We start from the raw sequence: 26,128 nt of genomic DNA, 5'->3' as shown, positions 1-26,128 counted from the left end.
CGCCGACCCGCGTACCGCGGACGGCCTCCCTCGCCGAGCAACCCCGCCAGTCTAACGGAACGCGAGAGGCCGCCCCGACCACCGGCCGGGACGGCCCCTCACCTGCGAAAACCGCTAAACGATCAGCGCTGCTCCTCGAAGAGGCTCGTCACCGAACCGTCCTCGAACACCTCACGCACCGCACGCGCGATCGTCGGCGCGATCGACAGCACGGTGATCTTGTCGAGCTCCAGCTCGCCCGGCGTCGGCAGGGTGTCCGTCAGCACGAACTCGCTCACCTTGGAGTTCTTCAGGCGGTCCGCCGCCGGACCCGACAGGATGCCGTGCGTCGCCGTCACGATGACGTCCTCCGCACCGTGCGCGAACAGCGCCTCGGCCGCCGCGCAGATGGTGCCACCGGTGTCGATCATGTCGTCCACCAGGACGCAGACCCGGCCCTCGACCTCACCGACCACCTCGTGCACCGTCACCTGGTTGGCGACGTCCTTGTCCCGCCGCTTGTGCACGATCGCCAGCGGCGCGTCCAGCCGGTCGCACCAGCGGTCCGCGACCCGCACCCGGCCCGCGTCCGGCGAGACCACCGTCAGCTTGGACCGGTCCACCTTCGCGCCCACGTAGTCCGCCAGCACTGGCAGCGCCGAGAGGTGGTCCACCGGGCCGTCGAAGAAGCCCTGGATCTGGTCGGTGTGCAGATCCACCGTGAGGATCCGGTCCGCACCCGAGCACTTCAGCAGGTCCGCCACCAGACGGGCCGAGATCGGCTCACGGCCCCGGTGCTTCTTGTCCTGCCGGGCGTAGCCGTACGAGGGGATGATCACGGTGATGCTCCGGGCCGAGGCCCGCTTCAGAGCATCGATCATGATCAGCTGCTCCATGATCCACTTGTTGATGGGGGCCGTGTGGCTCTGCATCAGGAAGCAGTCGGCGCCGCGCGCCGACTCCTGGAACCGGACGTAGATCTCACCATTGGCGAAATCGAACGCCTTCGTCGGCACCAGTCCGACCCCCAACTGGTGCGCGACCTGCTCGGCCAGCTCGGGGTGGGCGCGGCCGGAGAAGAGCATCAGCTTCTTCTCGCCGGTCGTCTTGATCCCGGTCACAGCACTGTCTCCTCAGACGTGTTCCCTGGCCGCGAACCACCGACGAGAGACCGCCGCGCTAGCCAGCCGAAATTGTGTGCATGTATCACGGTACGCCGAGATGAGCGCGGCCGTTTCCGGTCACCCCTCATCGGAAGCCCGCTCCCCGCCCCGCTCCGAGGCCTCCGCGGCCGCCTGCGCCGCCGCGCTCCCGGGCCGCTTACGGGCCACCCAGCCCTCGATATTCCGCTGCTGGCCCCGCGCCACCGCCAGCGAACCCGGCGGGACGTCCTTCGTGATCACCGAGCCTGCCGCCGTGTAGGCGCCGTCCCCCACCGTGACAGGCGCCACAAACATGTTGTCCGAACCCGTCTTGCAGTGTGAGCCGATCGTCGTGTGGTGCTTCGCCTCACCGTCGTAGTTCACGAACACGCTCGCCGCACCGATGTTGGTGAACTCACCGATGGTCGCGTCCCCCACATACGACAGATGCGGAACCTTCGTCCCCTCGCCGATCGACGCGTTCTTCATCTCCACGTACGTCCCGGCCTTCGCCTTCGCGCCGAGCCGCGTCCCCGGCCGCAGATACGCGTACGGACCCACCGACGCCGACTCGCCCACCTCGGCACCGTCCGCCACCGTGTTGTCCACCCGCGCGCCCCGGCCCACCCGGGTGTCCCGCAGCCGCGAGTTCGGACCCACCTCGGCGTCCTCCGCCAGATGCGTCGACCCCAGCAACTGCGTCCCCGGATGCACCACCGCGTCCCGCTCGAACGTCACCGTCACATCCACCAGCACCGAGGACGGATCCACCACCGTCACCCCGGCCGCCATCGCCGCCTCCAGCAGCCGCCGGTTCAGCAGCGCACGCGCCTCGGCCAGCTGCACCCGGTTGTTGATCCCCGCCACCTCGCGGTGGTCACCCGCCACCGACGCACCCACCCGGTGCCCCGCCTCACGCAGGATCCCGAGCACGTCCGTCAGATACTCCTCGCCCTGGCTGTTGTCCGTCCGCACCTTCCCCAGCGCGTCCGCCAGCAGCCGGCCGTCGAACGCGAACACACCCGAGTTGATCTCCCGGATCGCCCGCTGCGCCTCCGACGCGTCCTTGTGCTCCACGATCGCCGTCACCGCGTCCGAGCCGGCGTCCCGCACGATCCGCCCGTACCCCGTCGCGTCCGGCACCTCCGCGCTCAGCACCGTCACCGCGTTGCCGTCCGCGCCATGCGTCTCCACCAGCGCCGTCAGCGTCCCGCCCGACAGCAGCGGAGTGTCCCCGCACACCACCACCACGGTCCCGCCCAGCGCCTCGGCGCCCAGCTCCTCCAGCGCCATCCGTACCGCGTGCCCGGTGCCGTTCTGCTCGTACTGCACCGCGGTGCGCGTCCCCGGGTAGAACTCCTCCAGGTGCCCCGCGACCTGCTCCCGCGCATGCCCCACCACGACGCACAGCTGCGCCGGATCCAGCTCGCGCGCGGCGGAGACGACGTGCCCCACCAGGGAACGTCCGCAGATCTCGTGCAGGACCTTGGGGGTCTTCGACTTCATGCGGGTGCCCTCACCCGCTGCGAGGACGACGACGGCGGCCGGGCGTGTGGCGCTCACGGGATTGCCCTTCGGCTTTCGGGGTGTGGACAACCGCAGGATACCGGGGGGTTAACGGACCGAAACGGGGGCGGGCCCCGACGGTCGCTGTGTGCGACGGTCGGGGCCCGCGAGGCCCGTGTGGGACAGGATCCGAACTCAGAAGCTCCGCCGCCAGGACTCGAACCCGGACATAAGGCACCAAAAGCCCCAGTGCTGCCAATTACACCACGGCGGATCGCTCGGCCGGCAGGCTACCCGGGAGGGCGCTGCCGGACGGGCTCTACTATGCCGCACCACCACCGCTCGACGCGACGGTGATGACGGGCGCCCCGGGTGCGCGCACCGGCGAAGGCCTTGCCACCGGCTCCCGGGGCGGCCTGGGCGGAGAGCGGCCCTCCCGAAATCGGCTGGTGCCCACTCGTAGGCTGGAGGCATGACCGCAACGGGGGCAGAGCAGGGAGCCGTGGGCCGGAGGGCCCGCGGTTGGTGGTGGTGGGAGCGGCGCCGGGGGGCGGTGCTGGATGGGGTGCTGGCGCTGCTGTCGGCGCTGGAGTGCGCGGCGGAGGGGGTGGAGTTCTCCCGGAGCGCGGGGGTGCCGACGGCGCTGGGGGTGGTGTTCGGGTTCGTCGTGGGGTGGGTGCTGCTGCTGCGGCGGCGGTGGCCGATCGCGGTGGTGCTGGTGTCGATCGCGGTCACGCCTGCGGAGATGGGCTTCCTGATGGGCGTGGTGGGGCTGTACACGCTGGCCGCTTCGGAGGTGCCGCGGCGGATCACGGCGCTGCTGGCGGGGATGTCGCTGGTGGCGCTGGGGTTGGTGACGTTCGTGCGGATGCGCGCGGATGTGGCGTCGGCGCCCGAGTTCGATCCGGGGCCCTGGTATGTGCCGGTGACGGCGGTGGTGCTGGCGGTGGGGATGACGGCGCCGCCGGTGCTGCTGGGGTTGTACATAGGGGCGCGGCGCCGGTTGATGGAGTCTCTGCGGGAGCGGGCGGACAGTCTGGAGCAGGAGCTGTCGCTGCTGGCGGATCGTGCGGAGCAGCGGGCGCAGATGGCGCGTACGGAGGAGCGGACGCGGATCGCGCGGGAGATGCACGACGTGGTGGCGCATCGGGTGAGTCTGATGGTGGTGCACGCGGCGGCGTTGCAGGCGGTGGCGTTGAAGGATCCGCAGAAGGCGGTGCGGAACGCGGCGCTGGTGGGGGACATGGGCCGGCAGGCGCTGACGGAGTTGCGGGAGATGCTGGGGGTGCTGCGGACGGAGCCGGGTGGTGTCCGGGGCGGCTCGGAGGGGGTGCCGTTGGCGGCGGTGGGGCGGGCGGCGGCGGCCGCGGTGTCGGCGGCGGTGGAGGGGGAGGAGAGGAAGCCTGCCGAGGGCGGCGGTCCGCTGGACGAGGGGCCGGGGCTGGAGGAGCTGGACGGGTTGGTGGAGCAGTCGCGGCAGGCCGGGATGGTGGTGGAGCTGCTGGTGGTGGGGGAGGCGCGGGGGTATGGCGCGGCGGTGGAGCGGACGGCGTACCGGGTGGTGCAGGAGGGGTTGACCAACGTCCACAAGCACGCGGCGGGGGCGAAGGTGGTGGTGCGGTTGGCGCACCGGGAGGGGGAGGTGGCGTTGCAGGTGGAGAACGGCCCTTCGGACGGTGCGGCGGCGGACGCCGGGTTGCCGAGCGGGGGGAACGGGCTGGTGGGGATGCGGGAGCGGGTGTCGGCGCTGGGCGGGGTGTTCGTGTCGGGGCCGACGGACGCCGGGGGGTTCCGGTTGTCGGCGGTGCTGCCGGCGGTGGGGCCAGCGGGCGCTTAGGGGGAGGTGAGGCGGGCGGGCTGGGCGCCGGTGAGGAGGGCGGCGAGGGCGCGGTCGAGGGTGGGGCCGAGGTACCAGTCGCCGCTGTGGTCGAGGCTGTAGACGCGGCCGTGGGCGTCGATGGTGAGCAGGGCGTGGTGGTCGCCTTCGATGCCGAGGGGGGCGATGTCGGTGTCGAGGGCGCGGCCGAGGTCGGCGAGGCTGCGGGCGTGGTGCAGCCCGGTGAGGGGGTCGAGGTGGACGGAGGTGGGGGCGATCTGGCGTCCGGGTCCGGTGGCCTGGAGGTGGAGGCCGCCGAACTCGGCCCAGGCCTCCACGGCGGCGGGGAAGACGGTGTGGTGGTGGCCGCCGGGTGAGGTGTGGGCGCGGAGGGTGTCGGCCCAGTGCTCGGCCTGGCGCATGTCCCAGCGGCCGGGGTGCCAGCCGGCCTGGGTGAGGGCGGTGTCCACATGGGCGGGGAAGCGGGTGGTGTCGTGGACGGCGCGGGGCGGGCCGGGGTGGTGGCCGGGGGTGGTGGCGTCGGGCATGGCGGTGCGGTCAGCCGTTCTCGGGGGCGGTGGGGTCGATGGTGTGTACGCCGAAGTGGGCGAGGAGGGCGGCGCAGGAGCGGCAGGGGGCGGCGTAGCTGCCGTGCAGGGGGTCGCCGGCTTCCCGTATCCGCCGGGTGGTGATCTTGGCGTGTTTGAGGGAGCGCCGGGCCTCGCCCTGGCTGAGGGGTTTGCGCTGGGCGCGTTTGGAGCGGCTGCTGTCGGTGCTGGTGAGGTGGCGGGAGATGAGGATGACCTCGGGGCAGCGGCCGGTGAAGCGTTCGCGCTGGCCGCTGCCGAGGGCGTCCAGGAAGTCCTGGACGAGGGGGTGGAGGGCGGGCGGCCGGTTGCCGCGGGCGGCGGTGGCGGTGAGGGTGCTGCCGCGTACGGAGAGTGCTGCTCCGATGGTGGGGAGGATGCCGTCGCGGCGGCGGCGGAGGATGGGCGCGCGATCGGGGGCGGTGGTGCTCCAGCTGAGGCGCGGGTCTCCGGCGGCGGGTGCGCCGGTCGGTGTTGTGGCTGGTTGTGCCGTGTGCATGGTCTGGTGTCGTCCCCTCTGCAATCCCCCGAGTTGCGGGGAACAGCCTGCCAAACAGGGGTGTGGTGGGGGAAGCGGGGGCGCTGTTTCGGGTGGGTGGTGTGTCGGAATGGTGGCCGGCGGGTCACCCGTCCGTGACGGTTGGTCACGGTGACGGTGGGCTGGTCTGCTGTGTCGGGGCACGGCTTAGGCTGTGCGGACACCAGCCGTGTCAGTAGCCGTGTCAGCAGCAGGGGGCAACCGCCATGACGACAGGTGGGCTCGGGCAGCGTTCCGTGTCGGCCGCTCCGGACGCCCCGGTCGTGCCGCCGAACGCGGCGTACGCCGGGCAGGTCGTGTCCTTTCCGGACCCGGTGCGCGCGTCGCGGTATCCGGGCGGGGTGCGGATGGACGGGTCGGGCTTTCCCGACTTCTCGCCGTACGCCCGGGCCGCGGTGGAGATCGCGGAGCCGCCGGAGGGCTTCGGGGTGGACGAGCTGCGGTTGACGGACTACGTCTCGGCGAACGCGGCGCTGGCGCTGGCGGGGCATGAGCTGTGGGAGACGGTGTCCCCGGTGGCGACCCCGCACGGCTGGACCTGGCACCACGTGGCGGGTTCGCGGCGGCTTGAGCTGGTCCCGGTGGAGGTGAAGGCGCTGCTGCGGCACCACGGAGGCGTCGCGACGGCGGCGGTGGACCAGGACAAGCGGGGGACGCGGCCGTTGCAGGAGGTGCGCCCGGCGCACTTCGGGCTGCCCCGGGCCGGGACGGCGGTGTCCGAGTCGCAGGTACAGGGGGTCGAGGAGGATCTGGGCTACCGGCTGCCGGAGGCGTACCGCTCCTTCCTGAAGGCGGCGGGCGGGTGCGCTCCGGTGGGGGCGGCGCTCGATCCGGAGCTGGGAATCCTGGTGGACCAGCCGTTCTTCACGGTGCGGGACGAGGCGGCGGTGAACGACCTGGTCTATGTGAACAAGTGCCTGCGCGACCATCTGACCAAGGACTTCCTGGGTGTGGCCTTCGTCCAGGGCGGGCTGCTGGCGGTGAAGGTGCGGGGCGGCGCGGATGCGGGCTCGGTGTGGTTCTGCCCGTTCGACGACGCCCGGGACCGGGACGGCTGGTCGGTGGCCGAGCGGGTGGAGCGGCTGCTGCTGCCGTGCGGCTCGGACTTCGACGCGTTCCTGGAGCGGCTGGCGGGGGAGCCGCCGGAGCTGGAGACGGTGGCGCGGTTGATGGTGAACGGTGGTTTCGCCTCGGTGGTCCCGGTGTCGGGTGCGGCCGGTGCGGTCGAGGGTGAGGGGTGACGGGCCGATGGTGACGTACGCGCAGGCGCAGGAGCGCGCCGAGGAGTGGGTGAACGGCGAGGTCCCGGCGTACCAGCACCGCGAGGTGCGGGTGCGGGAGTTCGGTCTCGGGTTCGTGGTGTGGGCGGAGGACCGCGAGAGCGGCCCGGTGTCGGGCGGGGGCCGTCAGCGGCTGGTGATCGCGCGGGACGGCGGCGAGGTGACGCTGTGGCCCGGGCTGCCGGTGGGTGAGGTGATCCGGCGGTACGAGGAGCAGTACGGCGCGCCGGCCGGTGCGGGTGCGCCCGAGCCGGCGGAGGCGCCGGAGCGGATCGACCTCAACCAGACGTCCTTCCTGCTGACGCCGCCGGAGTGGTTGCAGGACGCGGCGGACCGGATGGGGGTGCCGGACCGGCGCGGTACGGGGGACGGGGACGCCGGAGGCGTCGAGGGCGCGGGTGCGGGCGGCCCGGCGAGTGCCGCGGAGGCGGTCGGCCCGGTGGACGCGGCCCCGGCTCCGGCTCCGGTCCCGGTTCCGGTGCCTTCCGACGCGGTCCCGGTCCCGGCGGAGGCGGTTCCGGCTGCGGCCGATGCGGGGGAGCCGCCGGTGGACGCGGTGCCGGGGGCCGTCTCCTGGCCGGCGCCGGACGCGGACCGGGACGCGGCCGGGCATGAGGCGGTGCCTCCGGCGCCGGTCGAGGACGTCGTGGACGCGGAGGGCGGTACGGGGCCCGGTGTCCCGGCGCCCGTACCGCCCGCCCCCTCCGCCACCCCGGCCCCCGCCCCCGCTCCGTGGAGCGATGTGCACGCGCCCGGTGCCCAGGACGACGACTCCGCGGGGTTGCCGGCGACGGTGTTCGCGCCGCCGCTGTCCGGGTCGGACGACGACGACACCCCGCCGCCCGCGGTGGGCGCGGACGCGCCGACGGCGCTGATGTCGGGCGGCAGCCAGCTTCCGCGTACCGCGGTGACACCGCTGCCGGTGGCGGGCGACGGCCCGGGCACCGGGGACATCGCCGACGCGGCCACCAGCAAGGCCACCCGGCCGCCGCGTCCCTCGCGCGGTACCGGCTCGACCACCCCGCCGCCGCCCGGGGAGCCGGGCGTTCCGGGGGCGCGTTCCGGCCAGACCGGTCACGGCGGTCCGGGTGCGCCGGGTGTGCCGGGCGCGCCGGCCGGTGGGTATGTGCCGACGCAGCTGGTCTCCCAGCTCGGGCCGGACGGGCCGGTTCCGTCGGCTCCTCCCGGCTCCACTCCGCCGCCTCCTCCGGGGCCGCCCGGGCCGCCCGGCTCGACGCCGCCGCCGGGTGCCGATGTGCACTACGCCCAGACGATGCTGTCCCAGCCCGGGCCGGGGACGCTGGGCGGTCCGCCCGCGCCGTCCGGCGCCACGCCGCCGCCCCCGCCGGGCGCGCCCGCGCCCCCCGGGGCCACGCCGGGTGGCGGGGTGCACTACGCGCAGACGATGCTCTCCCAGCCCGGCCCGGTGGCCGGCCCCGGTGCGCCGGGTGCTCCCGGTGTCCCGCAGCCGCCCGGTGCTCCCGGCGTTCCCGGTGCTCCGGGTGGGCCCGGTACGCCGCCGGGCGGGGTGCACCACGCCGCGACCATGCTGGCCCAGCCGGGCCCGGGCGGCCCCGCGGCCCCCGGCCCCGTACCGCCGCCGCAGGCCGCACCCGCTCCCGTACCGCCGCCGCAGGGCGTACCCGGTCACGTACCTCCGCCCGGGGCGCCGGGCGCGTACGGCTATCCGCAGCCGCCGGCCGGGCTGCCGACGGTGGGGCCCGGCTACCAGGCGGTGCTGCGCTACCGGGCGCACGACGGTTCGGAGGCGCAGCTGATCCGGCGTTCGGCGCCGGGGATGCCGCATCCGGAGTGGCAGATACTGCACGAGCTGCGGGCGATGAACGTGCCGCCGCAGGCGGTGCTGGAGCTGCACACCGAGCTGGAGTCCTGTGAGCTGCCGGGTGGTTACTGCGCGCAGATGATCCGGGAGACCTGGCCGCAGGCGCGGATCACCTCCATCGCCCCGTACGGGCGTGACCATGCCAGCCGGCAGCAGGGCATGGGTCAGCTGATCGCGCACCAGGGCGAGTTGCACCAGGTGGCGGACGGGCCGGCGCGCCCGGCGCCGGTGCGGGCGCCGCTGCCCGCGGTGCAGCCGGTGCCGCCGGTGCCGCCGGAGGCGGTGGCGCAGGAGCTGGCCGGGGCGTTCGGGCCGGGGATCTGCCGGTTCGACCAGCGGGCGGTGTCCCGGCAGGGGGTTCCGGAGCTGGTGGCGCGCACCCTGGTGTGGGCGGGGCTGCCGGCGGACTTCGGGCCGTTCTTCTGGGCGCAGCCGGCGCATCCGGTGGTGCCGACGCTGGCGGAGCTCGCGGCGCAGCGGCAGGTGCGGCCGGCGGCGGACGCCGGGTCGTATCTGGTGGTCGGTTCGGACTTCGGCCGGGCGATCTGTGTGCAGTACGGCACGGCGAACATCGTGGCGGTGCCGGTGGAGGCGGGTCCGGACGGGCGGCCGCAGGCGCCGCAGTTCGTGAACTCGGGGCTGCCGGAGCTGGTGCGCTGCCTGGCGCTGCTGGGGCGGATGTGGCGGCTGCGGTTCGGCTTGACGCCGGAGCAGGCGGGCCGGTGGACCGTCGACTTCCAGGCGCAGTTGGCGATGCTGGACCCGGCGGCCCTGGCCTCGCCGGAGAGCTGGTGGTCGGTGCTGCTGGAGCAGATGTGGGACGGGTTGCTGTGAGCCGGCGGTAGCGGCGGGCGAACCGGGGCGGGGCGCCCGGCCGGATCCGGTCGGGCGCCCTGCTTCGCGCTGCCGGAGGTGGGGCATTCTGGACGGGGGAAGGGAGCGCGGCGGGCATGACGGGTACGGGTACGGGTGCGGGCGGCACGTCCGAGTTCGATCTGGTGTGGGGGCGCGGGTACCGGCCGGGGCAGGTGGACCGGGCGGTCGCCGAGCTCGCCGAGGCCGGGCGCGCGGCGCGGCGGCGCGCGGAGGAACTGGACGCGGCGGTACGGGAGTCGGCCGAGCGGCTGGAGCGGCTGCGGGAGCACGCGGCCGGGCTGCCGCCGCAGCGGTACGAGGACCTGGGCGCGCGGGCCCAGCGGATCTGGGCGCTGACCGAGGAGGAGGGCGAGACGCTGCGGGCGGACGCCCTGGCCGAGGCGCGGCGGCTGGCCGAGGAGGCGGCAGCTGAGGCGGCCCGCACCGGCGAGGCGGCCCGCGCGGTGGCGGAGGCGGTCCGGGCGGACGCGGAGGCGGCGGCGGACAAGACGCTGGGCGCGGCCCGGGAGTCGGCGGAGGCGGAGCGCGCGGCGGCCCGGGAGGAGGCCGAGCGGGTACGTGACGAGGGCGCGGCGGTGCTGCGCGCGGTGCGGGAGCGCGGGGAGCGGCTCTTTGCCGAGCAGCGGCACAAGCACGGCGAGCTGCGGGAGGCGGCCGAGCGGGAGGACGCGGCCCGGGAGGCGTCGCTGGCCGCGGAGCACGACCGGCTGCTGGAGGCGGCCGAGGAGCGGCTGGGCGCGGCGGAGCGGGTACGGGCGGAGGCCGCCGAGCAGGCCCGGCACACCGACGAGGACGCCTCGGCGCGGGCACAGGAGCTGCTGGGGCAGGCCAGGCTCCGGGCAGAGCGGGTCGAGCGGGAGACGGAGCGGCTGCTGCGGGAGCACGAGGCGGCCTCGGAGGAGATGCGCGCCCACATGGCCCACGTCCGCAGCAGCCTGGCGGCGCTGACGGGGCGGGGCGCGGAGGAGTAGCGCGTTCTCTTCGGGTCTGGGCGGGCCCGGATCCTTGGGTGCCTGGGTGCCTGGGTGCCTGGGTGCCTGGGTGCCTGGGTGCCTGGGTGCCTGGGTGGCCCCGGACCCTCAGGTGCCTGGCGGCTCCGGACCCTCCGGGGCTTGGGTGGCTCCGGATCCTCGGGGGCTTGGGTGGCTCCGGGCCCTCGGGGGCGTGGGCGGCGCCGGACCCTCAGGGGCGTGGGCGGCCTGGCCGAGCGCACCGTGAGGCGCCACTTCCGCCGGGGCCTGGCGGCGGCCTCCCGCAGCTCGCCGGAGGCACCGGTGCCTGCTTACTCGACGGCGTCACCGCCCCGGCGTGTGCCCGGCCTCGGCGCTCTCCAGTGTCGCCAGCCGGGCGCGGACCGCGGCCGCGGCGCCCGGGCGGTGACCGGGGACGTGCTCCCGTAGCGCGGCGAGCTGTCCGCCCAGGTCCAGGGCCCGGACCGGATCGGTCTGCTGCCACTGGTGGTGGGCCCGGTCGACCGCGGCGACCACCTGCTCGTCATCGGCCGGCCGGCCGAGAGCGAGATGGGCGTCGGCCGCCGCCATCCACAGCTCGCAGCTGCGCCCCGCCTCGCCCGCGAGCCGGGCGAGTTCGGCTCGCACCTCCAGCCAGTGCGTCGCCCTGACCGAGCCGACGCCGTCGGCGCGCAGCACCTGGCCCTCGGCCAGCGCGGCCAGCGCCGCCGCTTCGGTATGCCGCCCCGCCCGCGCGGCCGCGAGGACCTCGGCCAGCACCGCTTCCGGCGGGCCGCCCGGCGCGGTGGACGGTCCGGCCGCTGCCCGGTGCGGCGGGGCCTGCCGGCCGGCGGTGGCGGAGCCGTCGGGGCCGAGATCGGGCTGCCGGCGGGCGGTGGCGTAGTGGTCGGGGCTGGGATCGGGCTGCCGGCCGGCGGTGGCGAAGTGGTCGGGGCCGTGGGTGGGAGGCGACCCGTCCAGGACCAGTGCCCCCTCCCGGCCGCCGACTTCGGCGACGGCCCGCTCGTGCAGCGCCTCCAGCGAGATCGCGGGGCCGGTGCGCCACGCGGTGGCAAGGGCCATCAGATAGTCCGGCCGCACCGTCCGGCGCCGGCCGGGTGGCGGGACCACCCGGCCGAACAGGCGCAGTCCCGTTCCGAGCCCGCCGGCCCGCAACCGCTGCCAGGCGGCCGCGTCGGCGACCAGGTCGAGGACCATCGTCGTGGCGCCGGGCGGCCGGGCGGCCAGCGCGTCCATCACCCAGTCCCAGGGCAGGGCGGTGTACCGCAGCGCGGCCGGCGTACTGCGCGCCAGGGCCAGGTGCAGCCGCTGCTGCCGCTCGTCCAGATGCAGCTGCCCGGCGATCACCACGGTCAGCCGCCCCGGCGCCGCGGCCGCGGTGCGCACGCGGGTCAGCACGGCCTGCGGGTCCGCCGGGTCGGCCAGCTCCACCACCGACACCGCGCCGTCCGTCCCGGCCAGCCGGTCCGTGCCCACCGCGGCCAGTGGGCCCAGGACGCCACCGGCGTCCATCAACCGCATCCGGCCCGCCGGTGACACCGCCACCATCAGCACCGTCCCGCCCACCGCCGAACCCTCCCCGATCTTCCCCATGCCCGCACCGTAACCCGGCGCGCCCGTCCACGGGCCGGCCCGGCCCCTGAAGCCTCCGTATCCGCGTGCCCTTCACCTCGCCGCCACCCGGGACACCGTCTCAGGGCTCCAAGTCCTCCACGGGCACGGCCGGTTCCGGTGGTGGGGCGGCGGCGCGGTCCTCGGGGAGGACGGGGAAGCGGCGGGGCGCCAGGGTGAGCAGGACCAGGACGGCCAGGGCGCCGGCCGCGGCGGCGCCCAGGAAGACGTACTCCACGGCCGCGTCCACGGCGCGTGGGGTGAGCGCGGCCGCCGGGTCGTCCAGGCCGCCGCGCGCGGGGCCGGCCTCGGTGAGGTGGGAGCCGAGGACGGCGTTGGCGACGGCGCCGAAGAGCGCGGCGCCCAGGCTCTGCCCGACCTGGCGGCAGAACAGCACGGACGCGGTGGTGGTGCCGCGTTCGGACCAGGGGACGGTGGACTGGACGCCGACGATCAGAGGCAGTTGGAACAGCCCCAGGCAGCCGCCGAGCAGCAGCATGATCAGCGTGGGCTGCCAGGGTGCGCCGGGGTAGGGCAGCAGCGGGAAGGCGAGCAGCACGGCGGTGGAGCAGGTCATGCCGATGATCGCGGTGCGCCGGAACCCGATCCTGGTGTAGACGCGGCTGGAGAGGGCGGCGCTGACCGGCCAGGTCAGGGTCATGGCGGAGAGCACGAAGCCGGCCGCGACGGGCCCGAGGCCCAGGACGGACTGCGCGTACGTCGGGAGGAACACGGTCGGCGCCACCATCAGCAGTCCGAGCGCGCCGAGGGCGAGGTTGACCGCGGCGATGGTGCGCCGCCGCCACACCCAGCCGGGGATGATCGGTTCGGCGGCGCGGCGTTCCACGGCGACGGTGACGGCGGCGGCGAGCGCGGCGGCGCCGAGCAGGCCGAGGGAGGGCGCGGAGAGCCAGGGCCAGGCGGTGCCGCCCTGGACGAGCGCGGTCAGCAGCAGGGCGCCGGTGGCGAAGATGGCGAGCGCGCCGGGCCAGTCGACCCGGGCGGGTGGGGTCTCCGGTCGTTCGGGCGCGGTGCGGGCGGGTTCGGCCTCCGGCCGTTCGGGCGCGGTGCGGGCGGGTTCGACCAGGTGGCGGGCGACCAGCCAGAGGGCGAGCAGTCCGACGGGCAGGTTGATCAGGAAGATCAGCCGCCAGTGCGCGTACCCGGCGAGCAGCCCGCCGAGCGCGGGGCCGGCGACGGCCGAGGCGGCCCAGACGCTGGAGAGCCGGGCCTGGATGCGCGGGCGTTCCCTGAGCGGGTACAGGTCGGCGGCGATGGTCTGCACGGTGCCCTGGAGGGCGCCGCCGCCGAGGCCCTGGACGATGCGGAACGCAATCAGCGAGGGCATGTCCCAGGCGGCGGCGCACAGCAGTGAGCCGGCCAGGAAGAGCACGATCCCGGCGATCAGCACGGGCTTGCGGCCGTGGGTGTCGGACAGCCTGCCGTAGACGGGCAGGGTGACGGTGACGGCGAGCAGATAGCCGGCGAACAGCCAGGAGAAGACGGAGAGTCCGCCGAGGTCGCCGACGATCTGCGGGACCGCGGTGGAGACGATGGTGGCGTCGAGGGCGGCCAGGGCCATGCCGAGCATCAGCGCGGCGACCAGCGGTCCGCGTCCGCCGGTGGCGGTCGCGGCGGTGGCGGTCGCGGCGGTGGCGGTCGCCTCCGCGCCCCCGCCGGAAGGCACCCCCTTCGCGGCCCCCTCCGGCACCTTCCTCGGCGCCTTCCCCGGCACCTTCCTCGGCGCTTTCCGCGGCGCCCTCTTCGGCACCTTCTTCGCCACCGGAAGTCCTTTCCCTGTGCATGTAGTTGGCCGGCTCACCCTCTCACTCCTCCTCCCGGTGGAGAACCCCTAGGGGCGGGTCCCCGGTTCGAGCGGGGGTCGGTTCGTCCCGCCGGAGGAGGAGCGCGGGCGGCGGCGTCCTTAGGTTGTTCTTACGGCGCCGGGAGACGGCGGCGGGTACGGGGACGGCCACAGGGGCGAACGCGGGACGGCCACGGGCGGCCACGGGGCGGGCGGGGCCGGGGGTGGGGTTAACCCCCGGGAAAAGACTGCGCCAGGCACCAGGGCGCCCAGGTGCCCTGGCGCGAAACACTTCATACGGAGCCGCACGGCACCGGGCCGCGTCCGGCGAGACCGCGCGGGCCCGGCTGTGACCGGCTGTGACCGACTTAAGGAGACATCACGTGACAACGGCTGTGACGAGCCCCACCTATGGGGGTACGGGAGGGCGGACGGCCGTTGCCGCCCGGGCGCGCCAGGTCGTCAAGGCGTACGGGACCGGGGAGACCCGGGTCGTGGCGCTGGACCAGGTGGACGTGGACATCGCCCAGGGCGAGTTCACGGCCATCATGGGCCCGTCCGGCTCCGGCAAGTCGACGCTGATGCACTGCCTGGCCGGGCTGGACACGGTCACCGGCGGGCAGATCTTCCTCGCCGACACGGAGATCACCGGGCTGAAGGACAAGAAGCTGACCCAGCTGCGCCGGGACCGGGTGGGCTTCATCTTCCAGGCGTTCAACCTGCTGCCGACGCTCAACGCCCTGGAGAACATCACCCTGCCGATGGACATCGCCGGCCGCCGGCCCGACGCGGGCTGGCTGGCGCGGGTGGTGGAGACGGTGGGCCTGTCCGAGCGGCTGAAGCACCGGCCGGGCCAGCTCTCCGGCGGCCAGCAGCAGCGGGTCGCGGTGGCGCGGGCGCTGGCCGCTCGGCCGGAGATCATCTTCGGCGACGAGCCCACGGGGAATCTGGACTCCCGGGCCGGCGCGGAGATCCTGGGCTTTCTGCGCCGCTCGGTGGACGAGTTGGGCCAGACCATCGTGATGGTCACCCATGACCCGGTGGCGGCGAGCTACGCGGACCGGGTGCTGTATCTGGCGGACGGCCGGATCGTGGACGAGATGACCCGCCCCACCGCCGAGGCCGTGCTCGACCGGATGAAGGACTTCGACGCCCGGGGACGGACGTCGTGAGCGTACTGAGAACCTCCCTGCGCAACGTCCTCGCCCACAAGGGCCGGATGGCGCTGTCGGCGGTGGCGGTACTGCTGTCGGTGGCGTTCGTCAGCGGCACCCTGGTGTTCACCGACACCATGAACACCACCTTCGACAAGCTGTTCGCGCTGGACGCCTCCGATGTCACGGTCAGCCCCAGGGGCGCCGGGGGCGAGGACGACGACTCGGGCCCGGCGACGGGCCGGCCCGAGGCACTGCCCGCCTCCCTGGTCGAGCGGGTGGCCGCGGTCCCCGGGGTGGAGTCCGCGCGGGGCGAGGTCGCCTCGACCAGCGTCACCGTGGTCGACTCGCACAACAAGAACATGGGCTCCACCACCGGTGCCCCCACCATCGCGGGCAACTGGACGCCCGGTGAGCTGCGTTCGATGGAGATCGCCTCCGGTCACGCCCCGCGCGGCCCCACCGAGGTGCTGGTGGACGCCGACACCGCGGAGAAGCACGGGCTGAAGATCGGCGACGAGCTGCGCACCATCGCCGTCACCGGTGACTTCACCGCCCGGATATCGGGCACCGCGGCCTTCAAGGTGACCAACCCCGGCGCGGCCATCGTCTGGTTCGACACCGCCACCGCGCAGCAGCGGCTGCTGGGCGGCAAGGACCTGTTCACCCGGGTGTCCGTGGACGCCGCCGACGGGGTGGGCCAGGAGCGGCTGAAGAAGGACGTGGCGAGCGCGCTCGGCGGGAAGTACCAGGTGCGGACGCAGAGCGAGGTCGCGGACGCCGGGCGGCAGGACGTCGCCGGCTTCCTGGACGTGATGAAGTACGCGATGCTCGGCTTCGCCGGGATCGCCCTGCTCGTCGGGGTGTTCCTCATCGTCAACACCTTCTCCATGCTGGTCGCCCAGCGCACCCGGGAGATCGGCCTGCTGCGGGCCATCGGCTCCAGCCGCTCCCAGGTCAACCGCTCGGTGCTGGTCGAGGCGGTGCTGCTCGGGGTGTTCGGCTCGGTCCTGGGCGTCGGCGCCGGAGTCGGCCTGGCCATCGGGCTGATGGAGCTGATGTCGGCCGTCGGCATGGAGCTGTCCACCAGCGATCTGACGATCCGCTGGACCACCCCGGTGGTCGGGCTGGTCCTCGGTGTCGTCGTCACCGTCGTCGCCGCCTACGCCCCGGCCCGCCGGGCGGGCAAGGTCTCCCCGATGGCCGCGCTGCGGGACGCCGGCACCCCGGCGGACCGCCGGGCCGGCCGGGTGCGCGGCATCCTCGGACTGCTGCTCACCGCCGGTGGCGCCGCCGCCCTGATCGGGGCCGCGCGCTCCACCGAGGCGGCCGACGGATCGCTGCTGCTGGGCCTCGGGGTGGTGCTCACCCTGATCGGCTTCGTGGTGGTCGGCCCGCTGCTGGCCGGCGGTGTGGTCCGGGTGCTGGGCGCCCTGGTGCTGCGGGTCTTCGGCCCCGTCGGCCGCCTCGCCGAGCGCAACGCGCTGCGCAACCCGCGCCGCACCGGCGCCACCGGTGCCGCGCTGATGATCGGGCTCGCCCTGGTCGCGGGGCTCGCGGTGGTCGGCTCCTCCATGGTGGCCTCGGCCACCGACGAGCTGGACCGCACGGTGGGCGCCGACTTCATCGTGATGAGCCCCACCGGCCAGCCGATCATGCCGCAGGCCGAGCGGGCCATGAAGGACAGCGACGGGCTGGACCATGTCACCGACTACCGGATCGTGGACGCCGTGGTGACCTCCCCCGACGGGAAGAAGGAGACCGAGGGCCTGGTCGCCGCCGACCCGACCTACGCCTCCGACCTGCGCCGCGAGACCGTCGCCGGTGAGCTGCCCGCCGCCTACGGCAAGGACGCCATGTCGGTCGGCGACGCCTATGCGAACCGGCACGGGGTGAAGCTGGGCGACACCCTGACCGTGGCGTTCAAGGGAGGCGAGACGGCCCGGCTGAAGGTCGCGGCCATCACCTCCGACGAGGACACCGTGGACCGGGGCGCCTGGTACACCGGCATCACCACCGTGGAGAAGTACCTGCCCGCGGAGAAGATGCCGCAGAACGCCATCATGTTCGCCAAGGCCCGGGACGGCCAGGAGGCGGCCGCCTACAGCGCGCTGAAGAAGGCCCTGGCGGCCTACCCGCAGTACGACGTCCGTGATCAGACCGACTACAAGAAGCAGTTGGAGGACCAGGTCGGGCAGCTGCTCAACATCGTCTACGGGCTGCTGGCGCTGGCGATCATCGTCGCCGTCCTCGGCGTGGTGAACACCCTGGCCCTGTCGGTGGTGGAGCGCACCCGGGAGATCGGCCTGATGCGGGCCATCGGGCTCTCCCGCCGCCAGTTGCGCCGCATGATCCGGCTGGAGTCGGTGGTGATCGCCCTGTTCGGCGCGCTGCTCGGCCTCGGGCTCGGCATGGGCTGGGGCACCGCGGCGCAGAAGCTGCTGGCCCTGGAGGGGCTGAAGGTGCTGGAGATCCCCTGGCCGACGATCCTCGCGGTCTTCGTCGGCTCGGCCTTCGTCGGCCTGATAGCCGCCCTGGTCCCGGCCTTCCGGGCGGGCCGGATGAACGTGCTGAACGCGATAGCCAGCGAGTAGCACGCGCGGCACCGCTCGGTGGCCGCCCGCCCGGCGCCCTTCACGGGTCGGCCGACCGGCCCACCCCGAGCGGGCCGGGCCGACCGGCCCACCCCGGACGGGGCTCCACCTCTCACGGGGGTGGAGGTGGAGCCCCCCGGGGGGAGAGCACGGAGAGGGGTGGCAGGCACCGCTGCTGCCCCCTCCGGCCGAGGTCAACGGGCGGCGCTGCCCCCTCCGCTCCCCGGGCTCAGCGGGCGCCGGCGAGGGTGTAGGTGCGGCCGTCCGGGAGGGCGGTGATGCCGACCCCGGTGGCGGCCAGGGCCCGGCCGTAGGAGCCGCGTACCGAGCCGAAGCCGGTCCAGGAGCCGTCCCCGTGCCGCACGGTGTGCCAGACGTTGCCGTCCAGGCCGATGGCGACCAGCTGCGCGGAGCCGTCCGGCAGGGTGGCGAGTGAGACATCGGTGGCCTGCATCGCCTCGTCCGCCGACCACTGCACGGATCCCCAGGGCTTGTTGACCCGCCGTACGTCCTGGACCATGTGGTAGACCTTCCCGTCCTGGCCGATCGCGGCGATCTGGACGGAGTGGTCCTTGGTCGTGGCGACGGCCAGTTCACGTCCCGCGAAGACCGGGGCGCCCACGCCGGGGATGGTCTGCCAGCCCGTCTGCTCCCACAGCCCGTTCGCATACCGCTCGGTCATCCGCATGGCGCCGTCCTTGCCGTAGGCGAGCACCTTGATCGAGTTGTTGGGCAGCCCGGCGAGCGCCACGCCCTTGGCCTGGAACGGGCGGCCCTGGCCGTCCGGGACGGCGCCCCAGCCCTCCTGCCAGCTGCCGTCCGGCCGGCGCAGGGTGTGCATCAGATTGCCGTCCTTGTCGACGGCGGCGATGTGCAGGGTGCCGTCGGGGGTGCTGGCCACGGCGAGCGGCCCGGTCCGGAACCGGCGGTCGGCGTCGGCGCTGTTGAACCGCTGCCAGCCCTGCCAGGAGCCGTCGGCGAAGCGGATGTTGTGGTACATCAGGTTGTCGGCGCCATAGGCGGCGAAGTGGAGCGAGCCGTCCGGCATCGCGGTCACCGCCCGCTCGCCCCCGCCGAACTCCGCCGAGGAGTACGCCCCCGGCAGCTCCGCCGTGGCGTTCCAGCCGCCGTCGGCCCGGCGCTCGGCGCCCACCAGGGTGTTCGGCGCCGTCGTCGGGGTGTTGTTGGCGATGATCGCGGCGCTCATGTCGTCGGAGAAGATGATCGACCCGTCGGCGCGCCGGCCGCCCATGCCGACATAGTCGATCTGGACGATGTTGCCGTTGCGGGCGATGTCCGAGTGGCGCCAGCGGCCCTCCAGCTTCGCCAGCAGCCGGGTGTTGTGCTCCCGGGCCAGATACAGCATGTACGGCATGCCGTCCGGCTTGTAGTCCATGGTGGCGGCCACGTCGGCGACGGCGTCGGGGAGGGCGAGCGTGGAGTCCACGTTCCCGGAGAGCGTGAACAGCTTGTTCGAGTCCCCGAAGTCGTTCAGCAGCACCTCCTCGTTCCGCTTGATCGCGGTGTCGCTGATCTTGTCGATCGCGGTGCGGCCCTTCAGCGCGTCGCGGATCAGCCCGCCCCAGTCCTTGTTCTCCACATAGCTGTCGCGGCTCTCCACCGTGTCGCTGCGCCACGCCCACGGGTGGCCCGTGCGGTTCTTGGTGTCGATCAGGACCACGTTGGCCTTCGCGGCCATGAACTGGTTGTACGTGGAGGTGGGGGAGAGCTTGCTCCGGTCGGCGATGCGGTCGGTGCCGATCGCCGCGCCGAGCAGGTCCACCGCCTCGGCCTCGTCCTCGGCGGCGGTGTTCCGGGCCTCGGAGGGGTCGGAGTCGGCCGACACCGAGGTGCGCAGCTCGATGGTCACGATCTCCTCGGGGTGGTCGCGGAGCCATTCGGCGATCTCGTTGATCTCGCCCTTGCGCCCGGTGGCCGGGTCGTCGAAGAACAGGCCGCCCAGCGGACCGCCGTGGTACGTGTACCACTTGCCGCCCTGCTTGCAGAGCCGCAGGTCCAGATAGCGCGAACCGTTGGCGAGCTGCTGCTTGATGGTCGACATCTGGGTGATCGAGATGGCGGCGGCGACCGGCGGGAACTTCCGCGCCAGGTCCGCCTCGGACGCGGTGTCGCAGACCCCGGTCCGGTCGGTGATGCTCCAGGAGCCGGCGTCATGGCTGCCGGGCATCACGATCCGGTTCAGCGGCCGGTTCCCGATGACGCCGCTGATCTGCGACATCCACCGGGGCAGCACCAGGCTCTTCGGATCGATCGCGCCGCCGTCCCGCATCCCGGGCCAGTCCCGGGGGTTGGGGTTGGACGCGGAGGCCGCGATGGTGGCGGCGGACGCGGCGGACGCGGCGGCCGGGGCGGGCAGACCGGCGACGGCCAGCGCGGCGGTCAGGGTCGCCGCCGCGAGCAGCGGGGTGGCGGAGCGCCGGAGGGGGTGGGCAGGACGGGTCATCTGCGGGTGTCCGTTCTCGGAGTGGTCGCCGGCGGTGGCCGGCGGAGACCCACTCCAGGGCATGGACACCTCATTCCTGAAGGGATGGTGAAGGCGGCGTGTCGCTCGCCGCCGCCCTCCGCCCGGTGCCCTACCGGTACCGGTCTTCCCAGCTCAGGCCCCTGCTGCCACCCGTACCTCCCGCTTCTCCGGCACCGGCCCGGCGGCCCTTGCCGCCGCCGAACGCTCGCCGCCGCTGAGCGGTTCCCCCTCCGGCCGGCCGCCGCCGTCACGGTCAGATGTAGCCCTCGCGCAGCGCGTGGGCCACGGCGTGGGCGCGGTTACGCAGATGGAGCCGGGTGGTCAGCCCGTGCAGCACGTTCTTGACGGTCCGTTCGGAGTACGAGAGCCGCCCGGCGATCTCCCCGGTGTCGAGGCCCTCGGCCACCAGCCGCAGCACGTCCACCTCGCGGGGCACCAGCCCGGGCGAGGCGGGGCCGGTGCGGCTCGCGCCGCCCCGGTGCAGGGTGCCCACCTGGCTGATCAGCCGCCCCAGCAGGTCGGCCGGCAGGTCCCCGTCGCCCCGGGAGGCGGCCAGCACCGCCTGTACCAGCCGGTGCGCGGTGGCCTCGTGCCGCCACACGATGGCGCCGACACCGCACTCCACGATGTCCAGCAGCTGGCTCTCCCGGAGGGAGCCGACCACCAGCACGGCCCGGGTGCCCTCGCCGCGCGCGACCCGGCGCAACCGGGCGAGCGCCGCGTCGTCGAGGGAGTCCTCCACGAGCAGCGCCACCGTGCCCGGGCCGCACTCCTCGCGCAGGTCGATCTCCGGATGGCGGCGCAACTGGCTGACCGCGCCCTCGCGGCTGAGCGGGTCCGAGCCGGTCACGGCCACCGGGACGCGCGGGACGCCACCGGAGCCGGGAGCCGAACGGAGCGTGCCGGTGCCCGGCCAGGAAACGGGGCCGGTGCCGGTTCGGGTTCCGGAGGTGGACGGGACGGTGGTCCGGGGTGCGGTGAGCAAGCGTTTCCTCCTGTTCAGGAGCCCGCCGTCCGGCTCGGGCCGGCGGCGGAGGAACGCCGTCCAGCGTTCTCGGGCCGCCACCCGAAGCGCAATCGTGGAGGACCACGAGACACACCACGAGTCCGGCGCGGGGCCCGCCGTGAAGGACCCGCCGCGCACAGACCGCCGTCGGCGGGGCACGGGGGGACGGGGCCGGGAAGGCACCCCGGAGGCGGCCGGGGGCGGCTGTGGGTGCAGGCCGCACCGGCCAAGGGAAACCGGCGCGCCGGTGACCGCCCCACCACTGAACGTGTGTCATCTCACTTCACCAACACGGCCGAACGCCCGTCTCCCAGGAGGGAGCACCACGGGGGAGCACCTACCGGGCCAAGGGGAGGGGAGACACCGGTGACCGTGACCGCGACGCTCCGGGAGCGCGACGAGGCCCTGGCCCTGGTCGCGACCGAGGCCGCGCGCGCCCGGGCCGGCAGCGGCGGCCTCGTCCTGGTCCGCGGCGCCACCGGCACCGGCCGCACCGCCGTGCTGGAGGCCGCCGCGCGCCACGCCGCCGACCGGGGCCTGCGGGTGCTGCGGGCCCGCTGCTCGCCCGAGGACACCGCGGTGCCCTTCGCCACCGTGCTCCATCTGCTCAGCGCCGTACCGGAGTTCGCGGACCTGACGCCCGACGGCGACGACCGGGCCAGCGCCGCCCGGCTGTGGCGGCTGCTGCGCTCCTACGCGGCCGAGGCACCGCTGCTGCTGGCCGTGGACGACGTCCACCTCGCCGACGGGGCCTCCCGCCGCTGGCTGGCCGAGGCGGCCCGGCGGGTGGAGGGGCTGCCGGTCCTGCTGCTGGCCACCGAGCGCAGTCAGTACGACGTCGAGCCGGGCCCCGCCGGGCTGGCCCAGCCGCTGCCCCCGTCCCTGGTGCGCACCCACACCCTCGCCCCGCTCAGCGACCCGGCGGCGGATGCGCTGGTCCGGTCCGCGTTCCCGGCGGCCGGCGAGCGGTGGGCGGCCTGGTGCGTACGGGCCGCCGCGGGCAGCCCCGCGCTGTTGCGCGCCCTCCTGGACGACCTCGGCGGCACCCCGGCCCCCGCCGGTGTCCCCGAACTGCCGCAGACCTGCGCCGCGCTGTACCCGGGCACCTACCCGGCGGCCGTGTCCTGGTGGCTGGAGAGCGCCGGTCCCGGCACCGCCGACGCGGCCCGCTGCCTGGCCGCGCTGGAGGAGGCGTGGCCGCCCGGCCCGACCGGTGACCCGGTGGAGCTGATCGCCACCGCGGCCGGCACCGACCCGGCCCGTACCGCCGGCTGGCTCGCCGCCATGGTCCGGCTCGGGGTGCTGCGCCGCGACGCCGCCGAGCGCCCCCGCTACGCCCATCCGCTGCTGCGCGACGCCGTGCTCACCGGCTGGCCCCGCCCGCGCCGGGAGGCGGCGCACCGGGCGGCGGCGGAGGTGATGCTGCACCGGGGCGACCGGGTCGAGGCGGTCGCCGGCCAGCTGCTGCGGGCACCGGCCGTCGGGCTGCCCTGGGCGCTGCGGGTGCTGCGGGACGCGGTGACGGTCGCGGTGCACGGCGACCGGCCCGACGACGCCGCCGGCTATCTCCGCCGGGCGCTGGACGAACCGCTGCCCGACGGTCTGCGGCAGCGCCTGCTGACCGAGCTCGGCTCCCTGGAGTACGCCTCCGCCGACGCCCCGGCGGCCATCGCCCGGCTGGCCGAGGCGCAGCACCTGCCGGCCCCGCCCCGCAACCGGGTGCGCTCCGCCGTGGCGCTGGGCACCGCCCTGGCCGCCCGCGGCGAGATCCGCACCGCCCTGGAGGTACTGGGCCGCGCCGAGGGCCGGATGGCCGGGCACCCGGAGCTGGCCCGCACCGTGCGGACCGCCACCGCTTTACTGTCCGACTCCGACCCGGCGGCCCGCGAGGCGGTCTACCGCCGGCTGCGCGAGGCCGGGGCGCACTCCCCGGAGGCGGTGGGCACCGCGGGTCAGGCCCTGCTGCTGCGGCACGCGGCCACGGCCGGGCTGCTCTCCGCCCGGGAGGCCATGCGGCGGATGCGGGAGCTGCTCGCCCAGCCCGCCGACCCGCTGGCCGAGCCGTTCCTGCTGGGCACGGCCGCGGCGGTGGCCCAGTGGGCGGACGAACTGGACGAGGCCGACCGGCTGGTGGACAGCGGACTGGCCGGACAGCACCCCTCCCTCCTCCACCCGATGCACCTCGCCCTCCTGGACACCCGAGCCGACATCGCCGCCGCCCGCGGCGACCACACCACCCTGCTCGCCCACGTCTCCATCGTCCCCGACATCACCGCTCGCCCGTCCAACCGGGACGCCCACGCACTGGTGGCGCTGGTGCACACCGGCCGGCTCGACGAGGCGCGGCGGTTCGCCGACCGCTTCGACCTACGGGAGGCCTCCGAGGGCTGGTACCTGAACCGCTTCCTCTACGCCCGCGGGGTGCTGCGGACCGCCATCGGGGACCCGGCGGGCGCGCTCCACGACTTTCTGGAGTGCGGCCGGCGCCAGTCCGCCCGCGAGGTGGTCAGCCCGGTGGTCACCCCCTGGCGCACGGCCGCCGCGGAATGCCGGCTGGCGCTGGGCGGCGGCCGGGAGGCGCTGGCCCTGGTCGACGAGGAGCTGCGGCTCGCCCGGGTGTGGGACACCCCGCGTACGGTGGGCAGCGCCCTGCGCGTCCTGGGCACCGCCACCGGCGGGCGGCGCGGTCTGGCCCTGGCCGAGCAGGCCGTGCGGACCCTGCGGGAGGCGCCCGGCGCCGCCGCCCCGGAGCTGGCCTCGGCCCTGCTCGCCCAGGGGCGCCAGCTGATCACCGCCGGGGAGCGCGGCCGGGCCCGGGGCTGTCTGCGCGAGGCGGCCGAGCTGGCCGAGCGCACGGGGTCCCGCTGGCTGCTCGACCAGACCGGCCAGGCGCTGCGCGAGGGCGGCGCCCGCGCCCCGGCGGCGGCCCGTACCGGTTCCGGGGCGCTGACCGGCAGCGAGCGGCGGATCGCCCGGCTGGCCGCGGACGGCCGCACCAACACCGAGATCGCCGGGCTGCTGCACCTGGCCCGCCGCACCGTGGAGACCCATCTGACCAGCACCTACCGCAAGCTGGGCATACGCCGCCGCACGGAGCTGGCGGGCGCCCTGGCCGACGGCGGCCACCCGGGCTGGTGACCGCCAAGGAAACCCAGGAACCGACGAACCGAGGAAACCCCAAGGAAACCGAGGAAACCCCAAGGAAACCGAAGAAACCCCAAGGAAACCGAGGAAACCGGGGAAACCTCACCCGCTCCGCTTCAGCACCAGATAGCCGCCGCCCTCGCCATGGAGGTAGTAGCGGGCCTTCGGATGCAGCCGGCGGGCGTACGCATAGGGGTCGCGCACCCAGCCGGAGCCGTTGTTCAGCGCGATGTAGTCAGGGGTGACCCCGCGCGAGTCGCCCACCCACAGCACCCGGCAGCGCCCGGCCAGCCGGCTGATCGGGCCCACGTTGGCCTCCACGGTCGCCCCGTCCGGGATGCGGTCCAGGATCCGTTCGGCCACCACCGCCTTCTCCGGCTTGCGCCAGGCCGCGGACTCGGTGAGGGCGCCCAGCGGCAGCGACGGGGTGAGCGCCAGGGCGGCCGCCGCCGCGCAGGCCGGCAGCCCGTCGGCGTACCGCCGCAGCCAGGGCCGCGGGCTGCGGCGCGTGATGTCCGCCGCGTCGGCGAGCGCCAGCAGCAGCACCGGCATCAGTACGGCGCTGTAGTGCCAGTCCGTGGACCAGTAGTGGTCGTCACCGGAGAGGAAGCGCCAGCCGATCGTGGGGGCGGCGACCAGCAGCAGCGGGGAGCGCAGCGCCAGCAGCCCGGTCGTCGGCAGCAGCAGCCACAGCAGGGTGCGCACCTTGGTCTCGGCGCCCGCCAGCGGGGTGGGCCCGCCGTCCACCTTGGCCCAGTAGTCGTAGCCGCCCGCGGTGTTGAAGGCCGGGATCAGCACGGTGAAGGCCAGCAGCGCGGCGAGTGCCCCGAACGCGGCCGCCCCCAGCGCCCACCACACCGCCCGGCGCGAGTCCCGGCGGGCCCGCCAGGCGGTGACCAGGGCGATCGCGCCGAGCGTGACCCCCAGGTCCTCCTTCACCAGCACCAGCGGCAGCGCCCACAGCAGGGCGGCCCGCCAGCGCCGGGCGAGCAGCGCCTCCAGCGAGAAGGCGATCAGCGGGACGGCGAAGCAGATCTCGTGGAAGTCGAAGTCCACCGCCCGCTGCATGCCCCAGGAGAGCCCGAAGGCCGCCCCGACCGATAGCCCCTTGCCCCGCCCCAGCAGCCGCCCGGCCGCCCGGGCCACCGGGACCGCGGCCAGCGCGAACAGCGCCGCCTGCACCACCAGCAGCGTCACCGGGGTCGGGAAGACCCGGTAGACGGGCGCGATCAGCGCGGTGACCGGACTGAAGTGATCACCGAGGACATTGTCCCCCGGCCCCTTCAGGTCGGCGATCGGCGCCCCCAGCCAGGCGTAGCCGCGGATCGCCTGCTCGAAGATGCCCAGGTCCCAGGAGCGGGTCTCCATCCGGTGGTAGCGCAGCACGGAGAGGGCGGTGTACGCGGCGAAGAGCAGCAGGGCCAGCAGCCAGGGAGCGCGCTCCCCCCAGCCCACCCCGACCCACCGGCCCCCGGAACCCGCCGACGCCGCCTTCGTCGCCGCGGAACCCCCCGACGCCGCCTTCGCCGCCCCAGGACCCCCCGATACCGCCGTCACCGCCCCGGAATCCGCCGACGCCGCCTTCGCCGCCACGGGTATCGGTACCGGCGCCTCCGGCTCCCCGGTTCCGGCCCCGCGCGCGGCGGGGGCGGCGACGGTGTCTCCGCGCATGGGTGGTCGGCTCCTTCACTTGCTGCTGCCGTGCGCCCCGGTCCTATGGCGCCGAAGCCGTATACGCCCCCCGGGCCTCGCACGGTTGACCTGTTACGGCACAAGTGTCCGGGAACACGTC

17 protein-coding genes and 1 tRNA gene are annotated in these 26,128 nt (G+C 74.9%); 8 read left to right on the top strand and 10 right to left on the bottom strand.

Annotation, left to right across the window (positions count from 1 at the left end):
- Positions 1–122 precede the first annotated feature (122 nt).
- The 3 genes from M1O15_RS22615 to M1O15_RS22605 form a co-directional block, all read right to left on the bottom strand.
- Positions 123–1,100: a ribose-phosphate diphosphokinase gene (locus M1O15_RS22615; protein ID WP_248635956.1), complete on the bottom strand. Its 978-nt coding sequence runs from the start codon at positions 1,098–1,100 to the stop codon at positions 123–125.
- 120 nt (positions 1,101–1,220) lie between these two features.
- Positions 1,221–2,684, bottom strand: coding sequence for a bifunctional UDP-N-acetylglucosamine diphosphorylase/glucosamine-1-phosphate N-acetyltransferase GlmU (gene glmU, locus M1O15_RS22610; protein WP_248635955.1), 1,464 nt, complete (start codon positions 2,682–2,684; stop codon positions 1,221–1,223).
- A gap of 145 nt (positions 2,685–2,829) precedes the next feature.
- Positions 2,830–2,901 (bottom strand) — tRNA-Gln (locus M1O15_RS22605).
- Positions 2,902–3,099: 198 nt separating this feature from the next.
- Between M1O15_RS22605 and M1O15_RS22600 the strand changes: the two genes are divergently transcribed.
- Positions 3,100–4,464 carry a sensor histidine kinase gene (locus tag M1O15_RS22600; protein ID WP_248635954.1) on the top strand — a complete coding sequence of 455 codons (1,365 nt, stop codon included), beginning with the start codon at positions 3,100–3,102 and terminating at the stop codon, positions 4,462–4,464.
- Here the strand turns inward: M1O15_RS22600 and M1O15_RS22595 are convergent.
- Positions 4,461–4,991, bottom strand: a complete 531-nt coding sequence (locus M1O15_RS22595) for an SUKH-3 domain-containing protein (protein WP_248635953.1) — start codon at positions 4,989–4,991, stop codon at positions 4,461–4,463. The genes M1O15_RS22600 and M1O15_RS22595 overlap by 4 nt on opposite strands.
- 10 nt (positions 4,992–5,001) lie before the next feature.
- Positions 5,002–5,529, bottom strand: a complete 528-nt coding sequence (locus M1O15_RS22590) for a YwqJ-related putative deaminase (protein ID WP_248635952.1) — start codon at positions 5,527–5,529, stop codon at positions 5,002–5,004.
- A gap of 245 nt (positions 5,530–5,774) precedes the next feature.
- On the opposite strand from M1O15_RS22590, the gene M1O15_RS22585 reads away from it, so the two are divergent.
- From M1O15_RS22585 to M1O15_RS22575, 3 genes are all read left to right on the top strand, one after another.
- Positions 5,775–6,809 carry an SMI1/KNR4 family protein gene (locus M1O15_RS22585; protein ID WP_248635951.1) on the top strand — a complete coding sequence of 345 codons (1,035 nt, stop codon included), beginning with the start codon at positions 5,775–5,777 and terminating at the stop codon, positions 6,807–6,809.
- A gap of 7 nt (positions 6,810–6,816) precedes the next feature.
- Complete coding sequence (locus M1O15_RS22580; protein ID WP_248635950.1) at positions 6,817–9,525, top strand: SUKH-4 family immunity protein; 2,709 nt, start codon at positions 6,817–6,819, stop codon at positions 9,523–9,525.
- Between the two features lie 116 nt (positions 9,526–9,641).
- Positions 9,642–10,538: a coiled-coil domain-containing protein gene (locus M1O15_RS22575; RefSeq protein ID WP_248635949.1), complete on the top strand. Its 897-nt coding sequence runs from the start codon at positions 9,642–9,644 to the stop codon at positions 10,536–10,538.
- A gap of 324 nt (positions 10,539–10,862) precedes the next feature.
- On the opposite strand, the gene M1O15_RS22570 is transcribed toward M1O15_RS22575, so the two are convergent.
- Positions 10,863–12,131, bottom strand: a complete 1,269-nt coding sequence (locus M1O15_RS22570; protein WP_248635948.1) for a hypothetical protein — start codon at positions 12,129–12,131, stop codon at positions 10,863–10,865.
- Positions 12,132–12,231: 100 nt separating this feature from the next.
- On the bottom strand, positions 12,232–13,731 hold the full coding sequence (locus M1O15_RS22565) for an MFS transporter (protein WP_372499551.1): 1,500 nt from the start codon (positions 13,729–13,731) through the stop codon (positions 12,232–12,234).
- On the opposite strand from M1O15_RS22565, the gene M1O15_RS22560 reads away from it, so the two are divergent.
- From M1O15_RS22560 to M1O15_RS22550, 3 genes are all read left to right on the top strand, one after another.
- Complete coding sequence (locus M1O15_RS22560; protein WP_248636050.1) at positions 13,730–14,005, top strand: hypothetical protein; 276 nt, start codon at positions 13,730–13,732, stop codon at positions 14,003–14,005. The genes M1O15_RS22565 and M1O15_RS22560 overlap by 2 nt on opposite strands.
- A 331-nt stretch (positions 14,006–14,336) precedes the next feature.
- Positions 14,337–15,125, top strand: a complete 789-nt coding sequence (locus tag M1O15_RS22555) for an ABC transporter ATP-binding protein (RefSeq protein ID WP_248635947.1) — start codon at positions 14,337–14,339, stop codon at positions 15,123–15,125.
- Positions 15,122–17,701 (top strand): ABC transporter permease, encoded by a 2,580-nt coding sequence (locus M1O15_RS22550; protein ID WP_248635946.1) that lies wholly within the window; start codon positions 15,122–15,124, stop codon positions 17,699–17,701. The genes M1O15_RS22555 and M1O15_RS22550 overlap by 4 nt, the downstream gene beginning before the upstream one ends.
- 229 nt (positions 17,702–17,930) lie before the next feature.
- On the opposite strand, the gene M1O15_RS22545 is transcribed toward M1O15_RS22550, so the two are convergent.
- Entirely contained in the window at positions 17,931–20,165 is a 2,235-nt protein-coding gene (locus tag M1O15_RS22545; RefSeq protein WP_248635945.1) for a DUF8189 domain-containing protein, read from the bottom strand.
- A 274-nt stretch (positions 20,166–20,439) separates the two neighbouring features.
- On the bottom strand, positions 20,440–21,042 hold the full coding sequence (locus tag M1O15_RS22540; protein WP_248636043.1) for a helix-turn-helix transcriptional regulator: 603 nt from the start codon (positions 21,040–21,042) through the stop codon (positions 20,440–20,442).
- Between the two features lie 522 nt (positions 21,043–21,564).
- Here M1O15_RS22540 and M1O15_RS22535 point away from each other — a divergent pair.
- Positions 21,565–24,330, top strand: coding sequence for an AAA family ATPase (locus M1O15_RS22535; protein WP_248635944.1), 2,766 nt, complete (start codon positions 21,565–21,567; stop codon positions 24,328–24,330).
- A 108-nt stretch (positions 24,331–24,438) separates the two neighbouring features.
- On the opposite strand, the gene M1O15_RS22530 is transcribed toward M1O15_RS22535, so the two are convergent.
- The gene (locus M1O15_RS22530) at positions 24,439–25,704 is read right to left on the bottom strand and encodes a DUF2079 domain-containing protein (protein ID WP_372499557.1); all 1,266 of its coding nucleotides are present in this window, start codon (positions 25,702–25,704) and stop codon (positions 24,439–24,441) included.
- Between the last annotated feature and the right edge of the window lie 424 nt (positions 25,705–26,128).

Origin of the sequence: Streptomyces lichenis, assembly GCF_023218175.1 — a bacterium.
In the GTDB taxonomy this organism is placed as follows: domain Bacteria; phylum Actinomycetota; class Actinomycetes; order Streptomycetales; family Streptomycetaceae; genus Streptomyces; species Streptomyces lichenis.
This window is presented reverse-complemented; position numbering and strand designations above follow the sequence as displayed.

What these genes read in the sequence shown, in the direction of transcription:
- M1O15_RS22590 (WP_248635952.1), bottom strand. Translation starts at nt 5,529, where the DNA reads ATGCACACGGCACAACCAGCCACAACACCGACCGGCGCACCCGCCGCC.
- M1O15_RS22595 (WP_248635953.1), bottom strand. Translation starts at nt 4,991, where the DNA reads ATGCCCGACGCCACCACCCCCGGCCACCACCCCGGCCCGCCCCGCGCC.
- M1O15_RS22570 (WP_248635948.1), bottom strand. Translation starts at nt 12,131, where the DNA reads ATGGGGAAGATCGGGGAGGGTTCGGCGGTGGGCGGGACGGTGCTGATG.
- M1O15_RS22545 (WP_248635945.1), bottom strand. Translation starts at nt 20,165, where the DNA reads ATGACCCGTCCTGCCCACCCCCTCCGGCGCTCCGCCACCCCGCTGCTC.
- M1O15_RS22600 (WP_248635954.1), top strand. Translation starts at nt 3,100, where the DNA reads ATGACCGCAACGGGGGCAGAGCAGGGAGCCGTGGGCCGGAGGGCCCGC.
- M1O15_RS22585 (WP_248635951.1), top strand. Translation starts at nt 5,775, where the DNA reads ATGACGACAGGTGGGCTCGGGCAGCGTTCCGTGTCGGCCGCTCCGGAC.
- M1O15_RS22580 (WP_248635950.1), top strand. Translation starts at nt 6,817, where the DNA reads ATGGTGACGTACGCGCAGGCGCAGGAGCGCGCCGAGGAGTGGGTGAAC.
- M1O15_RS22565 (WP_372499551.1), bottom strand. Translation starts at nt 13,731, where the DNA reads ATGGCCCTGGCCGCCCTCGACGCCACCATCGTCTCCACCGCGGTCCCG.
- M1O15_RS22530 (WP_372499557.1), bottom strand. Translation starts at nt 25,704, where the DNA reads ATGGAGACCCGCTCCTGGGACCTGGGCATCTTCGAGCAGGCGATCCGC.
- M1O15_RS22560 (WP_248636050.1), top strand. Translation starts at nt 13,730, where the DNA reads ATGCCGAGCATCAGCGCGGCGACCAGCGGTCCGCGTCCGCCGGTGGCG.
- M1O15_RS22575 (WP_248635949.1), top strand. Translation starts at nt 9,642, where the DNA reads ATGACGGGTACGGGTACGGGTGCGGGCGGCACGTCCGAGTTCGATCTG.